We start from the raw sequence: 15,575 nt of genomic DNA on the forward strand, positions 1-15,575 counted from the left end.
AAAAAGGGGTCTTATTTTATGCATGTAGTTTGTAAAGAGCATCTGGAGCTGGCCATCGATATGTTCGTGGACGAATACGAGGACGCGCCGGATATTGTGGACTTGGAGGAAGTGAAGTTTACAGGCTGGGACCCGCCTCCGCATTGTGAACGATGTGCCGAACCGGGGCGTTTCCTGGTTGTGTAGGAATTTGTCGAGGTATGGAGAAGAACATAGAATGATTGTCGGAGGGCTGGCATGGTGGGCCTTCCTTTTTTATAGCTGGTTATGGTGTAGCGGCTGTGATTTTAGAGGTAGAAGTCTCCAGAGTATTCAACGGCTTTGGGGATTTTGGCGTAAACTGTTTGTTGGCCGCGGTCATAGGAGGCAGTATAGAGGATTCGGTCTCCGCTATATACATGGTAAATGTCGGTTCGATTCACAACGGCTGTTCCTAAATCATACTGGATCGCACCGTAGTAATCACGATGGTTAAGAACGGATTCCGGAGCAGAGTATACTTTTGTTTTGGAATAGGCGTGTTTAAATGAACCGTTCGACGGGAGCGTTCCCCAAGTTTGGCGCTGTAGCGACTGGAGAAGCAGCGAGTGTTAGAGCTGCGAAAGAAGCGACCAGAATGGCAGGTATGCGGTTATGGGCCATTGCTTTTACCTTCTTTTCAGCAATAATATAGTTCAATTTACATAATATCACATTTGTTTCTTGTTAAGTTAAAGTTTCTTTGGAGAGAACAATGAGAAGGCGAAGGAAATTCCACGACACCTCGAACAGGACAAGTAAAGGGTAGACGAGAGAGGAAGAGCAAGCGGATGAATATTCAGATTATCACAGTAGGGAAATTGAAGGAGACTTATCTGGTACAGGGGATCGCCGAGTACGTCAAGCGTTTGGGGCCGTATGCCAAGGTACAGATCGTCGAGGTGCCGGATGAGAAGGCGCCGGAATCCATGAGCGCCGCGGAGGAGGCGCAGGTGAAGCAGCGCGAGGGCGAGCGTATTCTCGCGAAGCTGCACGCCGACGCTTACGTCGTGGCGCTTGCCATCGACGGGAAGCCGCTGTCGAGCGAGGAGCTCGCGCGGCAGGTGCAAGACCTTGCCACGTACGGGCGGAGCCACGTGGCTTTTGTTATCGGAGGCTCGCTGGGCCTCGCTCCCGAAGTGCTTGCGCGCGCTGACCTCAAGCTCTCGTTCGGGCGCATGACGCTGCCGCACCAGCTTATGCGGCTGGTGCTGGTGGAGCAAGTGTATCGGGCGTTTAAGATTATGCGGGGGGAACCATATCATAAGTGAGGCGAAAATTAAGGGGAAGCGCCAGATAGGGTGTTGTGGACTAGGGTCGAACGTTGTCGTTTCAGTTTGTCAGTTGTTAATTGCCTGATGTATAACATCCTCTCTTCCCGTAAACGCTGAAAATAATCTGATGCTAGACTCAATATTGTACACGGAGAACCGAGAGTGCGAAAATAAAAGCATTCATAATCGAGGTGTCCGACATGACGAAAAAATACGACAAAGAATTCAAACTTCAAACCGTTCGACTCGTTCAAAAAGAAGGGAAGTCGGTGGCGCAGGTAGCCCGTGAGATGGGTCTGCATGAGAATACGATCTATCGCTGGATCGCCGAGTTTAAACAGGACGGCAGCGGGGCGTTTCTGGGTAGGGGGCAACTAAAACCGGAAGACAAGGCCATGCGTGATCTTCAGAAGCGGATTCGTGATCTGGAAGAGGAGAACGAAATCTTAAAAAAGGCGATGCACTACTTCGCAAAAGACCGGCGCTGATCTATAAATTCATCCACGATCATTGCTTCAAGCTCCGTGTCGCGAAGATGTGCGCCGTATTTGGAATCTCCCGAAGCGGTTATTATGATTGGACCCGGCGGAAAGAAGGCGGTCGAAGCCAACGTCATGAGTGGCTTAAAAAAACAGATTCGGCGTATCTTTTTTGACCATAGGCGTCTTTATGGAAGCAAGAAAATCTGGGAAACCCTGAAGAAACAAGGCGTTCAGGTAGCCGAGAAAACCGTTGCTCGAATCATGAAGGAGCTCGGCTTGAAATCCCAAACAATCAAGAAATATAAAGCAACAACGAATTCCAAGCATAATTTGCCGGTAGCCGCGAATGTGCTGAATCAACAGTTTCAAGCGAGTGCGCCCAATCAGGTCTGGATGACAGACATCACCTATATCTCGACGGATGAAGGATGGCTTTATTTAGCGAGCGTCATGGACTTATACAGCCGTAAAATCGTAGGGTTTCATATGGATGAACGAATGACGAAGTCACTTGTGATAAAGGCGCTAGATCAAGCCTATCGGCTTCAGAAGCCACGCGGTGAAGTTCTCCACCACTCTGATCGAGGCAGTCAGTATGCTTCTTTAGAGTACCAGGAGCGACTCAAAAAGTATAAGATGAAGGGCAGCATGAGCCGCAAAGGAAATTGCTACGATAACGCTTGTATCGAATCGTTCCACAGCGTGCTGAAGAAAGAACTCGTATATTTAGAGAAGTTCAAGACCCGCAAAGAAGCCAGAGAGCGGATTTTTGAGTATATTGCGTGCTTCTATAATGGAAAACGAATCCATTCCTCCATCGGGTATTTTACACCCAATCAGTACGAACGTATGTACCGACCTGCTGCGTAATTCTCTCGATTCTATGCGTCCAATCTATTGACAGTGGTCCAAATCTGTTAAACGAAATGCGGAATTCGGGGGATAATACATGCTAATCGGAAGTCACGTATCCATGGGCGGCAAGGAGATGTTACTTAAAGCCAGCAAAGAGGCAGCTTCTTATGGAGCGAATACATTCCTGATATACACCGGTGCTCCACAAAATACTAAAAGAAAACCGATCTCTGATTACAAGATTCTAGAGGGGCATGCGCATATGAAAGAGCATGGAATCAGCAATATTGTTGTTCACGCTCCTTTCCTGGTCAATCTGGGGAATTCTATGAACAATCAAGTATTCAGTCATAGCATTGCCTTTATGCGCGATGAAATGGAACGGACGGAAGCATTGGGTTCGGAACAGATTGTTATGCATCCCGGATCACACGTTGGAGAAGGAGTAGACAAGGGACTTAACAAGATCATTAAGGGGCTTAATGAAGTTCTTACCCGGAATGAAAAAGTTCAAATCTCGTTAGAGACGATGGCCGGTAAAGGCACGGAATGTGGCGTTCGCTTTGAGGAACTGGCTCGCATTATAAACGGAGTAACCAACAATGAGTGTCTTTCAATTTGCTTGGACACTTGCCACGTTCATGATGCCGGATACGATATTGTCCATGACTTTGACGGCGTGATTGATCAGTTCGATCGCATCATTGGGCTTAATCGGTTAAAGGTGCTTCACATTAATGATTCCAAGAACGAACGCGGCTCCCGTAAAGATCGGCATGAGAATATCGGACATGGACTTATAGGTCTGCAAGCCTTAGACTATATTGTTCACCATCCTCAACTTTCTAATATCCCCAAACTGCTCGAAACCCCATCTATAGGACCTATTAAATATAAAAACCCTCCGTATAAACATGAAATTGCTTTACTGAAAAGAGAGTTAACAGAACCGATAGAAAAATAAGACGCTTAGCTCGGTCCATCCGAATTTCGCGCCGCCCTGACGGGACTGAGGAATTTGGCTTCCTCGCTACTCGAAATGGGTAAAAAAAGACTTGATTCTACATGGAGTGGCGGGCATGGAAGGCTAGTCTGCCAAGCGAAACCCTTGTGATATCCGAAGCATAGTGAAAAGTCAATTTTCTGCCATCCAAATATCCAATAATTATTTTAGCTATTGCACTCCAAGTAAGGTAATATGGTATAGACTACAGGGAATGAGGGCTGAAACTATGAATAAAGATGAAGTAATATTGACGCAAGAGGGCTTAGAGCAGATAGAGGAAGAACTCAACGAGCTCAAGACGGTCAAGCGTAAGGAGTTGGCAGAGCGGTTGAAAGTGGCGATTAGTTATGGCGATCTTAAAGAAAACAGTGAGTACCATTCTGCCAAGGATGATCAATCGCACATGGAAACCCGGATTTTGGTCCTGGAGCGGATAATAAAGCGGGCACGAGTCGTGAGTGCGGACAGTGTGGACTTGAATGAAGTCGGCGTAGGTTCTTATGTGATCTTGAATGATATTGAATTTGCCGAGAGGATTGAATACCGCATTGTCGGTCCGGCTGAAGCGAATGTAGCGGAGAACAAAATATCTTACGAAAGCCCGCTCGGAAAGGGTCTTTTGGGCAAAAAGGTAGGGGATATAATTAACGTAAACGCGCCGATGGGCAATCTTCAGTATGAGCTGCTCGAAATCAAAATGATTTAGTCATAATTAGCACTTCCGTCGGCACTCCTAGGATCGATGCTATAATAACTTCCGGTCTGTTGTGATCCTGAGGGTCGGTGTCAGATCCGCCGAATATGGTGACGGTATAGGCACTCCTGTATGGTTTCGCTCGTACTGGTGAGGTCATGCATAAGTGATCAGCACAGGTTTTGACGAGATTCAATTGATGAGAATAAGTTGCAGTTGCGTTCAATAGGCAGAAGATGCCCCAATTCAGGCGAAACCTACTTGCTGCGGCGCCATGCGATTTCGCCTTTTTGGTGATAAGTGAACCGTATCACAAATAAGAGCAACTTGCTCGTTTCCTCGCAGGGCATATACAGTATCCATAAATATATAAGATAACGCAAAAATGCCTTTAAGCCACATCAGTGATTTAAAGGCATTCTCATATATGTGTCGAGACAAAATTGTAAGTTGGTTGCGGGGGCAGGATTTGAACCTGCGGCCTTCGGGTTATGAGCCCGACGAGCTACCGGGCTGCTCCACCCCGCGATAGAATAACAAAGTATAGTAACCTTTAACGTTCGCCAGGTCTCTTATATTACACTAATTGGTGTTAATATGCAAGCTCATTTATGGGATCTCTCTAGAGCGTGAAGTATCCTTAAGGCGAGGGTGGTATAATCACTCTAGAGTGTTGAAATCAGAAGGGTGATAGCCATGAGCGTAATACGGTTGGAGAACGTCACGAAGAAGTACGAAGAGTCTATGATCTTTCGCGACATTTATTTTCGAGTTATGCAAGGGGAACGTATCGGCCTAATCTCCGGATAACTCATCGATTGGTTGGTTGCGGGATCTGTCTTTAAACCCTAACTTCGTAAGGACCGTATTAATCTCGACGGAAACGTTCCAGCCATCGAGATGATCCATTTGTTCGAATAACCCCGCTTGCCTTGCTAACAGCGCATTCATCTCGCGATCATCTGTAACCATACTCAGCTTATCTCCGACCTCTTGCAGCACGGTATTTAAGCTCATCATGGGCAAGGAAGAGCCGACGTCCGGCAGAGTAGAAATAGATCCTCAGGTGCGAATCGGATATTTTTCGCAATTCTCGGAACTCAGCGGAAGCCTGTCCGTTCAGCAAGAACTGGAAGCGTGCTTCGAGGAGGTTGCCCTTATCGAACGAGAGATGGCGTAACCGCGCGGCGCTTGCGAAGATGCTAATCGAGCTGCCTGATGTCGTTCTGCTCGACGAGCCGACGAATTACTTGGATATGGAAGGGATCGCATGGCTGGAGCAGTGGCTGTACCGATTCAAGGGAGCCATGATTCTGGTGTCGCATGATCGGCAATTTATCGACAAGGTCGTCACGCGTACGATCGAGATCGAGAACTATCATTTTCAGGAATACGAAGGCAATTAAACCGATTACGTCCGTAAGAAGAAGATGCGCAAGAAAGAGCTGGACCGCCAGTTCGAGTGGGAGGAAGAGCTGCTGCTCATGGAATCCGAGGCGATCGACGATCGCGCGAACCGGAATTCCGGTTCCAAGGACCGACTCTCGCGTAAGCTGGCGGATAACAAGAAGCGGATAGAGCCGCATCCCGTTAACGTGCTGATTACCGATATCTACGAGAGGTTGCGCTTCCCGGACAAGCTATGCGAAGTGAAGAAGATCGGGCAGACATACGAGGGTAGACAGATCTTCGAGAACGTTAGCTTCGATATTCAGAAGGAAGATCGTTTGGTCATCGTGGGACCGAACGGAAGCGGGAAGTCCACACTCATTAAGGCGCTTTCCGGGCAGGAGAAGCCGGTTTCCGGGGAGGTTGTCTGGGAGAAAGGCGTTAACTATGCCTACTTCAACCGGATGTGGGAGGAACTTGATCCTAAGGATACCGTCAGCCACGCGGTGAATACGTATGGATTGAGATTGGACGCTCTGCGCAAAAAGGTGAACAAATTCCTAGCTATGCTGCAATTCTCGGAGGCAGATCTAAGCAAGGCGATCGGCAATCTGTCCGGCGGGCAGAAGGCTCGGGTGGCTCTGGCTAAGTGTCTTCTCTCGGGTGCGGCCGTTATTATCTTGGACGAGCCGACCAACCATCTGGACCTCACGAGCATACAGGTAATGGAGCAAGCTCTGATCCATTTTCCCGGCGCGGTCGGTGGTAAGCTCCTTTCGCATTTATTCGCCGATAGACCCGCTAAGCTGAACCATATCATAAATAGGCAAGTTCTTTTGTGGCTTTCCTTGCGGGGCATGGGTTTGAATATATGTGTGCAGGCGATTTTATTCAGCGCTCTTAGGTTCAATAAGGTTGCGGTTACGTAGAGTTTAGTTGTGTTAGCGACAAAGAATCGGCTAGCAGAGCTCAACCGGCCGCTCTGCTCCATGACAGTCGTCCATCTCCTGAATCCGCTTGCAGAACCGCCCCCAAAATACGTTTATGATCTACCGCGAATGAATGAGCCGATCCGGATTTTAAATGCGTTGTTGCATGAAAAATCCCCTCTCATCGTATTTTCCCGACCTATGGCTTCGAAAAGACATGCCGCTATATTTTTCGATAGAAACTGACAAAAAAGTATCCCAACATTATAATTGTTATATATATCCTATAGCGGCACTGATCAGGGGGACGGCATGCAATTTCAACCAATGTATTATGATGGGGAATTATTTCTACCGAAGCTCGAATTAAATATGACATTGAACCAATCGATTGGCATTATAACGGACTTGAAGCGAAAGCAGCTTTTAATGAATCAATTAGTGAATCATTCCCAATATTATTTATTTCGAGCCGGGCAAGGCGAGTATATGCGTTTAACGGTGGAAGAGCTAATCACTTTTCTAATCAAAGTAACGGAGAGGAATGAGCATGTCGCTCTGTTAATGGATTATTTTGCTTTAAAAGAAGAACGGAAGGTAAAAATCAAGGATCTAAGCTCATCGAAAAGGATGTATGTGACGTTGCTGCGTGTCTTTTTTGCGCATCAGCCTACACTTGTACTGGAGGAACCCTATTTTTACTTGGAAGAACAAGATCGTCGTCATTTTAAACGGATTTTAGATGACCTTTCGAAAGAAAAGCAGATATTAATTTTAACTTCGAATTTAGAGGATGCCCTTATTTCCTGTGATGCCATTTATCGATTGAACGAATTCGGACTTCATCCATTGGATATTCGGGACTCAGAAGAGGATAAGCAGGAAGTGCAGGAACAAGATCGGGCCAATATAACCTTGCAGAAGATTTATACGAAAAGAAATGACAAAGTGATTTTATTTAATCCGCCTGAAATCGATTACATAGAAAGCATAGATGGCTCCATCCTTGTTCATGTGGGTGGGGAACATTATGACTGTGCTTTGACGCTAACCGAGCTCGAGCAGAGATTGTTAAATTTCGGATTTTTTAGGTGTCATCGATCCTACATCGTTAACTTGCAAAAAGTAAGAGAGATTATTACATGGACGAAAAATAGCTACAGCTTGCGATTAAATACAAGCAAAGATGCCGTGGTTCCGTTATCTCGTTCAAAATTGCATGAATTAAAAGCACTTCTTAACATTTAATTTCCGGGGTAATATCGAACCAATCAAGCATTCCAGGGTACCATTCAGGCGATAACAGCTACATTTCGGCGGGTTTTGATGGCTGGAGGCATGCAATTTTTATATATTTAAGCCATCAACTCTAAGGAAGTGGTGTTCATGGATGTTATCCAAGTAGAACATATTCGAAAGAGATTTGGAAATAAGGATGCGTTATCAGACGTGTCCTTTTCCATTCCAAAAGGGGAAATTTTTGGTTTCCTGGGTCCGAGTGGTTCAGGAAAGACAACATTAATAAAGATTTTAACGGCGCAATTAAATCCGACAAGTGGACAGGCAAATGTATTTAACCAGCCGGCGGAGATGATGCATCAGTCTGCACAGAAGATGCGCTTTGGCATTTTGACGGATAACAGTGGTCTATATGAGAGATTAACGATTGAAGAAAATCTAGAGCTGTATCGACAATTATATGATCTTCCCAGATCTTCGATCGATAAGGTGCTGCAGTTTGTAAACTTAAGCGGAGAGCGCAAAAAGAAAGTCAATCGCTTATCGAAAGGGATGCGTCAGCGTGTCATGTTGGCATGCGCGATTATCCATGAGCCGGAATTATTATTTTTAGATGAACCTACTTCGGCTTTAGATCCAGTAAACTCGGCACATATTTATAAAGGCCTACGCTACTTAAATGAGAAAGGGACAACGATTTTTTTAACTACGCATGATATGGCTGAGGCCGAATTGATATGTAACCGTGTAGCGATTTTGTACCAAGGACAAATCCAAACCATCGGCTCACCCAAGGAACTTAAAAAACAACATCGGGAAAACGTAGTTTGTGTTGCCTTAATCCATGGGGAAGCCTACGAGCTCCCGATCGATGAGGGAACGGCCGATCAAATAGCCGATTGGATGAAACGAGGGTTAATTGATCGATTGGAAACGAAAGAGCCAAGTCTAGGTGATATCTTTATTAAAATGACAGGAAGTGAGTTACTATGAGTATCTCATTAAAACGTGCTCGAGCGATATTTGTGAAGGATTATAAAGAGTTTTCACGCAATTATGCGATCTCTATTATGTTGATTTTTCCAATACTCTTAGCCTTCCTTTATAGAGGCCAAGGCATATCTTCGATTGGAGTTTTTGGTTTTGTTCTAAATTTTTCGTTTACGTTTTTAACGAGCTTTGTACAAGCATGCTTGATTGCGGAAGAAAAGGAGCGTAACACTTTACGATCATTAATGATGACTCCGGCCACGTCCATGGATGTTTTAATAGGTAAAAGCGCTCTAGTCTTTGTAATGTCTGCTGTTGTTCTGGCTATTGTTACATATATATTTGGCTATCAGCCAGATTGGATATGGGCGTTTGTGGCAGCAATCATTCTTTCGATTATTCTATACACAGCCGTCGGGACGATATGTGGTTTATTCTCCAAGACGCTGCTTGAAACATCATTATCTATAATTCCTGTGGCGATCGTATTCATTGCAGCGCCATTTGGAGTGTTACTAGTGAAAGATTTTCCGATCTTCAAAGTGCTGGAGTACGTACCAAGCAGTCAACTTGTGTATTTGCTAGGTATACACAATATAGTCTTTGCGACGGGAGACTTATTAAAACCCCTCCTCATTACTTTGGCATGGACGGTTGGATTAACGATTGTGTCTGTTGTTTTGTATAACCGACGGTTAAAGGACGGGTAAGAAAAAAATTACAAAAAAGAATCGCGTATTTCTAACGAGGAGGGATCAAATTCCGATGAATTTAGCCGTCAAGTGGATGCGAGAATTCAAAGACCGAGATACCCGGCATAAGCTGAAAGGCTATCGGGACAAAGCGGAGCTCGTCAGGAAACGGAATTTGGAAGCATGGGACGAAAAGCAGCTGCAAGCGGAATCTCTCCGGCTGAAAAAGGAAGCAAAATCGGGTACGCTTTTGGACGAGCTGCTTGTCGATGCCTATGCGCTAGTTTGTGAGGCAGCGAAGAGAACGATCGGATTACAGCCCTACGATGTCCAGATCATGGCTGCCATCGCTCTGCACGAGGGATTTTTGATCGAGCAGCATACCGGCGAAGGAAAAACGCTCTCTGCTGTTATGCCTGCTTATCTACATGCGCTAACCGGCGAAGGCGTTCATGTGCTGACTTTTAACGATTATTTGGCAAATCGGGATGCGGAGTGGATGGGCCCGATCTATCGTTTCCTCGGGCTAACGGTAAACTCGGTTCAAGCGGGCATGAGCTTGCCCGAGAAACGGGAAGCGTACGCCGCGGATATAACCTATGTTACGGCCAAAGAGGCAGGATTCGATTACTTGCGCGACGCGATCGCACTAAACGAAGCCGATACCGTGCATCGTCCTTTCCACTACGTCATCGTCGACGAAGCGGATTCACTGCTTCTCGACGAAGCGCGGGTGCCGCTAGTCATCGCCGGCGAGCCGGGCTCTTCCGGCAACGACGGCATTCGTTTTGCAGAAGTGGCTAGGCAGCTCGAGCAAGATGAGCATTACGACTTCGACGAGTTCAAGCGGAACGTTTATTTGAATGAAGCGGGCTCTGCGAAAGCGGAATCGCTGCTGGGATGCGGCAATTTGTACGAAAGCCATAATAGTCATTTGTTAATATCGTTAAATTGCGCACTGCATGCGGAATCGTTATTGAAAAAAGACGTCGATTACATCGTCCGGGACGGTAAAATCGAGCTGATCGACGAATATACCGGCCGCGTAGCGGAGAACAGGCATTTGCCGGACGGGCTGCAAGCCGCGCTTGCGGCCAAAGAAGGACTGCAGTCGAAAGCCGGCGGGAAAATTCTCGGTACGATCACCCTTCAACACTTCCTTAGCCTATATCCGAAGATTTGCGGAATGACGGCTACCGCGCTCGCTTCCGCAATGGAATTCGAAGATATTTATGAGCTGCAGGTCGTGCAAATTCCGCCGAACCGGCCAAACATACGGATCGACCTTCCGCACCGGATTTATACCCATAAAGAAGCCAAATTTAAGGCGCTTGTACAAGAAATCTCGTCCGTCCATGCGACGGGACGTCCAATTCTAGTTGGTACGTCAAGCGTCGAGGAGTCTGACATGCTGGCGGAGGCGCTAGCGGCTGCCAACGTACCTTGTCATGTTCTGAATGCGAAAAACGACGCAAAAGAAGCCGAGATCATCGCCAAAGCAGGAGAAATCGGCGCCGTGACGGTGTCTACGAATATGGCGGGGCGCGGCGTCGACATTCGGCTCGGCGGCGGCAACCCCACGCAAGCAGAAGTTGTCGCCAAGCTGGGCGGGTTGTACGTGATTGGTACGCATATGCACGAAAGCGTGCGGATCGACAACCAACTGCGCGGGCGTTCTGGCCGCCAAGGCGACCCGGGAGCTTCCGTATTTTTCGTAAGCTTGGAGGACGAGTTGATGCTTCGGTTCGGCATCGATAAAGTGATTCCGCCCGCCTATCGCGATCTCAGGCAGGATGATGCTCTCGAGGAGTCGGTGCTCCGCAGCAATATCGCCCACATTCAGCGCGTTATTATGGGCCAAAACTTCCATATCCGCCAGGAACTGAACCGTTATTCGGATATGGTGGAGGAACAGCGGCGTATTCTATACGAGGAGCGGCTCGGAATTTTGAAAGGCGAGACGCCGATGAGCCCTTCGGAGCAGCGGGTACGGCTTTATTATATCGACAAGTTCTGGGCTGACCATCTGGCCTACGTTTCTTACATTCGCGAAAGCATCCATTTGACGAGCCTTACCAACCGCAATCCGATCGATGAATTTCATGTGCAAATCATCCAAGCCTACGAGCAAATTCCGACAAAAATAAATAGAGAGTCGGCAAATATGCTCGTAAAGCTCGGAGGTTCGAATGATCCGGCGAAGTGGGAAAAGTTCGGGCTGAAGAGCCCTACTTCCACTTGGACTTATACTATCAACGATCAATACATGGAGTACTTGCAGAATCCCGGTTCATGGAACCCAGGGACGATAATCGCTTATTGGATGCGCAAGATGCTGAAACCGGTATTCGGGTGGCCGAAATTTTGATCGGGACCGCTTGGATTTCTCAATTTTATAATCGGTATAAACATACCACTGCCGCCAAAGCTATGGCGGCTTTTGCATCATCCACTCGATTATTACTTCGGCCGTACCTTCTTTTGCAGGTATCAGAAGTTTTCTAAAACAATTTTGCCAATAGACCGTCCATTTTCCAACTTCTCATGCGCTAAACGGAGGTTTGCTGCATTAATGGGTTCTAGTCGTTCATTTAGTGTAGTTTTTAATTTTCCATCATCGATTAAGTCCGCCAGGTCATTCAGCAATTCGTGTTGTTTTATCATGTCTTCGGTGTAAAACAAGGACCGTGTAAACATGAACTCCCATACAAACGTTACGCTTTTAGCAAACAGCAAGTCCATTTTCAAGCTTCCTGCCCAGGAAGCCTTATCCGTAGGAACGATACAGCAAATTTTACCTTGGGGGGTAATGGCCTCCGACATATTCGCCAGGTGTTGTACCGTATCATTCAAGCAGAAAATATAATCCACAGTATCTATACCAAATTCCTTGAGCTGAGGTTGGAAAGGGTTATTGTGGTTTATTATAAAATCCGCACCTAAACTTTTGACCCATTGAGTTGACTCCGGACGCGAAGCCGTACCGATGACTGTCAAACCTACTAATTTGGCAAGTTGCACGGCAATCGATCCTACTCCTCCAGCAGCGCCGATAATAAGTATACTTTTGTTTTCATTACCGTTTAAGCTAATTCCTAAACGATCAAATAGGCCCTCCCATGCCGTTATCGAGGTAAGCGGTAATGCGGCGGCTGCTGCGAAATCCAAACTTCCTGGCATTTTTCCTACAATTCGTTCATCAACCAAGTGAAATTCGCTATTAGTGCCTGGTCGAGCCACACTGCCCGCATAATAGACCCTGTCCCCTGGTTTAAACAATTGACAGTCAGGGCCAACTTGTTCTACGATTCCAGCAGCATCCCAACCAAGAATTTTCGGTGATTCGGCTTCGTAGTTATGTTTTTCGCGAACGCCTACGTCTGCAGGGTTGACGGAGATAGCTTTTACATTTACAAGCAAATCGCGGCCTGTCGGTTCCGGTTTATCCAAATGCAGATCAACGAGGCTTTCCGGATCAGATATGGGGAGGTATCGGTAAGCACCGATTGCTTTCATCTTTTGGCGAGTATTCATAGGTATCCCATCCTCTCAAATAGCAAATGTTGTACAGATAGCATTGTATATCAGTTAGATTACTTTAAGTAAGTACGCATATTTTTATGGTATAGTATTAAAAATCAAACCTTTGGGAGGATAAGCTGATGGGAGACCGAAGGAATAAATATGGAATGCGTCCAGATATGCAAGCATGTCCGGTTGAAACAACGCTGGATGTTATTGGCGGAAAGTGGAAGGGGATTATTCTCTATCAGCTCCTGGACGGAACGAAAAGATTCAATGAATTCAGGCGCCTCAATCCGGGAATTACGCAGTTTATGCTCACATTGCAGTTAAGAGAGCTTGAACGGGACGGCATCATTCATCGAGAAATATATAAAGAGGTTCCGCCAAGAGTGGAATACTCCCTTACTGATTTCGGAAGGACTTTGGAACCGGTGATTATGTCTATGAAAGCATGGGGGGAGTCTTATAAAGCGCGGCTTGATGAAATTCGCACGATACAAGCGGAGGAGAGTTAAAGGCCTTCTTGCATAGATTTAAACTAATTACGGAACCAAACAACGTAGGGCACATAAAGCAGTATACAGGCATCTAGAAGAAAGGATGATAGAAATGCCAAATAATAACCAGGCTTGTCCTCCTGTCGGTTCTATTAGAGGAGCTGGTCGCTATCCTATCGACCTGACGGGTCCTCGCAGTCACACGCTTGTCATTGAGCCCGGTGTGGGCAGCCTCTCTATTGGACCGTCGCAATTGGGCAAAAAGGCAGACCTTCACGTCGCGTCCGATGCACAAGTCGATTGGACCGTATTCAATGTCTTTGCCACGCCGGCCGGCTCGCCCTGGCCGCGATTTCTGCGCTATACGGGCAGCGACGAGGGCTTCTTCGACTGGGCGCAGGAACGCCCCATTGAGGAAATGGCATGGGTTCCGATCCTGTCTGCAGACATGGTGGCGGACGCCAGTCAGTCCATTGTGCATGGCTTGCATATCGAACTGGACCAGTCCGGGAGCCGTTTGCACCTGAAGCTTCCGACGCGGCAGGTCTTTGAATATTTCCGCCTACGTGTGGCCGGGGATCTATCACGCTTCTCGGCCACTGGCGATTTGCCATATTCTCTGACACTGGCGCCGCGCACCAGCCGACGCAAAAGTGATGCCCCTTTCTTGCTGCCCGACATGGGTGACTTGCACCAGGTCACGAGCCTGACGCTCCAGAACGCGCCGATGGGACAAGCTATCTCGCTGGAGTGCCTGAACCGGTTCCCAAACCTCAGCTCACTGAGTTTGTGGGGGAACTTCTGCGACTTGGGCTTGTTGGTCCATCATGCCCGGTTAACGAATCTGGAGCTGCGCTTTATGCCCGATCTGGGTGACTTGCCGCCCCTGAGCGCGTGGCCGCTGCTTGACAGATTTATCGCCTACAACGTGGAAGAGACCGCGGGCAAGCGCCTAAAGCAGCAAATGAAAGCACGCGCTAAAACCCGCCCGTGGACCGGTCATGCTTCAGTGAGCCAATTGCGAAAGCCTGAATGGTGGACGACCGAGTATGGCCGTCCGTTCTCGTCGTGGCCTAAACGTCTGGCCAAGCTTGCTAACGAAGCTTACGACAATGCACAGGCAACCTTGGCTCAGGCCCGCAGCTTTGCCGATGCCGAGGCGGCCATTACCGCCTTTACCGTACGCTTCAATTCCCTCAAAGGCATCGAAACCACTGAACGTGAAGACCTTGGTGAAGCAGTATGGCAACTAAGCCAGTCTGACCACCTGATCGGCCAGCCTATACCAGAGGAGATGGCTCAACGCTGGTTCGATGCAGCGCGCGATTACTGAATTGAAAGTGAGAATCATGAAAGAAAATCGAGACGCGATCCTCCGGAGCGACAAACATGCCATCCCAGGCTTAATTCCGGGAAGTTCACAATCGTGCGATTGACTCGCACTTTATTGGCTGAATGTACATCGTTTGTGCTTAGAGTCGCTGCAAATTCTTTCGTGGTTGTTGATTTCCACATTTTCGCGTTGCTTTCGAAATACGCTTTATAATCCGGATTGCTCATTTCGGATACAACTTGAAGCGAAGCGGCCATTCCGCCTAAATCGGCAACGTTCTCGCTTAGGGTAAGCAGACCGTCGTTCACCACACCCGGAACAATCTCATAATGTCGTATCCCACTTATCCGGATATCCGATCTTAACAATCATCGTATCCAGCTTCTTCATCGCTTTAGCTTTTGTTGTTTCTGACATTCTGTTTGAACATGTTGTAAGGAGTCTGTTCATTTTCAAGAGGGCATAAACGAATCGTCATCATGATTTATACCGCGTTAACGGATACGGGAGTGGTTGTCTATTTTTTGTATAGGTCCCAGTAATATAATGGTGACATACGCGTCTAAACTGGGCGTACCCTGTCATTTACAGTATGTAAATGACAAAAATGATCGAAGGAGAGGGGGAAGAAAGTCCTAAGCATGATCACCGG

Annotated in this window: 13 protein-coding genes, 1 tRNA gene and 2 pseudogenes; 12 read left to right on the top strand and 4 right to left on the bottom strand. The window is 47.2% G+C overall.

The window, feature by feature from the left end; translation table 11 throughout:
• Positions 1-18 precede the first annotated feature (18 nt).
• The 5 genes and pseudogenes from KQX66_RS24620 (at position 19) to greA (ending at position 4,341) form a co-directional block, all read left to right on the top strand.
• Positions 19-186: a CxxH/CxxC protein gene (locus KQX66_RS24620; RefSeq protein WP_010501530.1), complete on the top strand. Its 168-nt coding sequence runs from the start codon at positions 19-21 to the stop codon at positions 184-186.
• Positions 187-809: 623 nt separating this feature from the next.
• Complete coding sequence (gene rlmH / locus KQX66_RS24625; protein ID WP_216795459.1) at positions 810-1,289, top strand: 23S rRNA (pseudouridine(1915)-N(3))-methyltransferase RlmH; 480 nt, start codon at positions 810-812, stop codon at positions 1,287-1,289.
• Between the two features lie 203 nt (positions 1,290-1,492).
• Positions 1,493-2,644, top strand: a pseudogene (locus KQX66_RS24630) (IS3 family transposase).
• Positions 2,645-2,723: 79 nt separating this feature from the next.
• A complete protein-coding gene (locus tag KQX66_RS24635; RefSeq protein WP_216795460.1) occupies positions 2,724-3,593 on the top strand; it encodes a deoxyribonuclease IV in 870 nt (289 codons plus the stop codon).
• Positions 3,594-3,861: 268 nt separating this feature from the next.
• The gene (greA, locus tag KQX66_RS24640) at positions 3,862-4,341 is read left to right on the top strand and encodes a transcription elongation factor GreA (protein ID WP_010501524.1); all 480 of its coding nucleotides are present in this window, start codon (positions 3,862-3,864) and stop codon (positions 4,339-4,341) included.
• Positions 4,342-4,780: 439 nt separating this feature from the next.
• Here greA and KQX66_RS24645 read toward each other — a convergent pair.
• Positions 4,781-4,857 (bottom strand) — tRNA-Met (locus KQX66_RS24645).
• 267 nt (positions 4,858-5,124) lie between these two features.
• A complete protein-coding gene (locus KQX66_RS24650; protein WP_253957416.1) occupies positions 5,125-5,301 on the bottom strand; it encodes a hypothetical protein in 177 nt (58 codons plus the stop codon).
• 19 nt (positions 5,302-5,320) lie between these two features.
• Between KQX66_RS24650 and KQX66_RS38025 the strand changes: the two are divergent.
• The 5 genes and pseudogenes from KQX66_RS38025 to KQX66_RS24675 form a co-directional block, all read left to right on the top strand.
• Positions 5,321-6,479: pseudogene (locus tag KQX66_RS38025) on the top strand (ABC-F family ATP-binding cassette domain-containing protein); the annotation flags it as partial.
• A 480-nt stretch (positions 6,480-6,959) separates the two neighbouring features.
• Positions 6,960-7,895: a LytTR family transcriptional regulator DNA-binding domain-containing protein gene (locus KQX66_RS24660; RefSeq protein WP_216795461.1), complete on the top strand. Its 936-nt coding sequence runs from the start codon at positions 6,960-6,962 to the stop codon at positions 7,893-7,895.
• Positions 7,896-8,033: 138 nt separating this feature from the next.
• Positions 8,034-8,879 (top strand): ABC transporter ATP-binding protein, encoded by an 846-nt coding sequence (locus KQX66_RS24665; RefSeq protein WP_216795462.1) that lies wholly within the window; start codon positions 8,034-8,036, stop codon positions 8,877-8,879.
• Positions 8,876-9,586, top strand: coding sequence for an ABC transporter permease (locus KQX66_RS24670; RefSeq protein WP_216795463.1), 711 nt, complete (start codon positions 8,876-8,878; stop codon positions 9,584-9,586). Before KQX66_RS24665 ends, KQX66_RS24670 begins: the two co-directional genes overlap by 4 nt.
• A 55-nt stretch (positions 9,587-9,641) precedes the next feature.
• Positions 9,642-11,936: a preprotein translocase subunit SecA gene (locus KQX66_RS24675; RefSeq protein WP_216795464.1), complete on the top strand. Its 2,295-nt coding sequence runs from the start codon at positions 9,642-9,644 to the stop codon at positions 11,934-11,936.
• 122 nt (positions 11,937-12,058) lie between these two features.
• On the opposite strand, the gene KQX66_RS24680 is transcribed toward KQX66_RS24675, so the two are convergent.
• The gene (locus tag KQX66_RS24680) at positions 12,059-13,102 is read right to left on the bottom strand and encodes a zinc-binding alcohol dehydrogenase family protein (protein ID WP_216795465.1); all 1,044 of its coding nucleotides are present in this window, start codon (positions 13,100-13,102) and stop codon (positions 12,059-12,061) included.
• A 128-nt stretch (positions 13,103-13,230) separates the two neighbouring features.
• Between KQX66_RS24680 and KQX66_RS24685 the strand changes: the two genes are divergently transcribed.
• Positions 13,231-13,608 carry a winged helix-turn-helix transcriptional regulator gene (locus tag KQX66_RS24685; protein WP_216795466.1) on the top strand — a complete coding sequence of 126 codons (378 nt, stop codon included), beginning with the start codon at positions 13,231-13,233 and terminating at the stop codon, positions 13,606-13,608.
• 94 nt (positions 13,609-13,702) lie between these two features.
• Entirely contained in the window at positions 13,703-14,923 is a 1,221-nt protein-coding gene (locus tag KQX66_RS24690; protein ID WP_216795514.1) for a hypothetical protein, read from the top strand.
• A 14-nt stretch (positions 14,924-14,937) separates the two neighbouring features.
• Here the strand turns inward: KQX66_RS24690 and KQX66_RS37530 are convergent, their stop codons facing one another.
• The gene (locus KQX66_RS37530; RefSeq protein ID WP_308647269.1) at positions 14,938-15,234 is read right to left on the bottom strand and encodes a M13-type metalloendopeptidase; all 297 of its coding nucleotides are present in this window, start codon (positions 15,232-15,234) and stop codon (positions 14,938-14,940) included.
• Positions 15,235-15,575: the final 341 nt, after the last annotated feature.

The sequence above is a fragment of the Paenibacillus oleatilyticus genome, assembly GCF_018998565.1.
GTDB classification, from domain to species: Bacteria; Bacillota; Bacilli; order Paenibacillales; family NBRC-103111; genus Paenibacillus_G; species Paenibacillus_G oleatilyticus.

Excerpts from the sequence above, each read along its gene's own strand:
- KQX66_RS24620 (WP_010501530.1), top strand. The coding sequence starts at position 19 with ATGCATGTAGTTTGTAAAGAGCATCTGGAGCTGGCCATCGATATGTTC.
- rlmH (WP_216795459.1), top strand. The coding sequence starts at position 810 with ATGAATATTCAGATTATCACAGTAGGGAAATTGAAGGAGACTTATCTG.
- KQX66_RS24635 (WP_216795460.1), top strand. The coding sequence starts at position 2,724 with ATGCTAATCGGAAGTCACGTATCCATGGGCGGCAAGGAGATGTTACTT.
- greA (WP_010501524.1), top strand. The coding sequence starts at position 3,862 with ATGAATAAAGATGAAGTAATATTGACGCAAGAGGGCTTAGAGCAGATA.
- KQX66_RS24650 (WP_253957416.1), bottom strand. The coding sequence starts at position 5,301 with ATGGTTACAGATGATCGCGAGATGAATGCGCTGTTAGCAAGGCAAGCG.
- KQX66_RS24660 (WP_216795461.1), top strand. The coding sequence starts at position 6,960 with ATGCAATTTCAACCAATGTATTATGATGGGGAATTATTTCTACCGAAG.
- KQX66_RS24665 (WP_216795462.1), top strand. The coding sequence starts at position 8,034 with ATGGATGTTATCCAAGTAGAACATATTCGAAAGAGATTTGGAAATAAG.
- KQX66_RS24670 (WP_216795463.1), top strand. The coding sequence starts at position 8,876 with ATGAGTATCTCATTAAAACGTGCTCGAGCGATATTTGTGAAGGATTAT.
- KQX66_RS24675 (WP_216795464.1), top strand. The coding sequence starts at position 9,642 with ATGAATTTAGCCGTCAAGTGGATGCGAGAATTCAAAGACCGAGATACC.
- KQX66_RS24680 (WP_216795465.1), bottom strand. The coding sequence starts at position 13,102 with ATGAATACTCGCCAAAAGATGAAAGCAATCGGTGCTTACCGATACCTC.
- KQX66_RS24685 (WP_216795466.1), top strand. The coding sequence starts at position 13,231 with ATGGGAGACCGAAGGAATAAATATGGAATGCGTCCAGATATGCAAGCA.
- KQX66_RS24690 (WP_216795514.1), top strand. The coding sequence starts at position 13,703 with ATGCCAAATAATAACCAGGCTTGTCCTCCTGTCGGTTCTATTAGAGGA.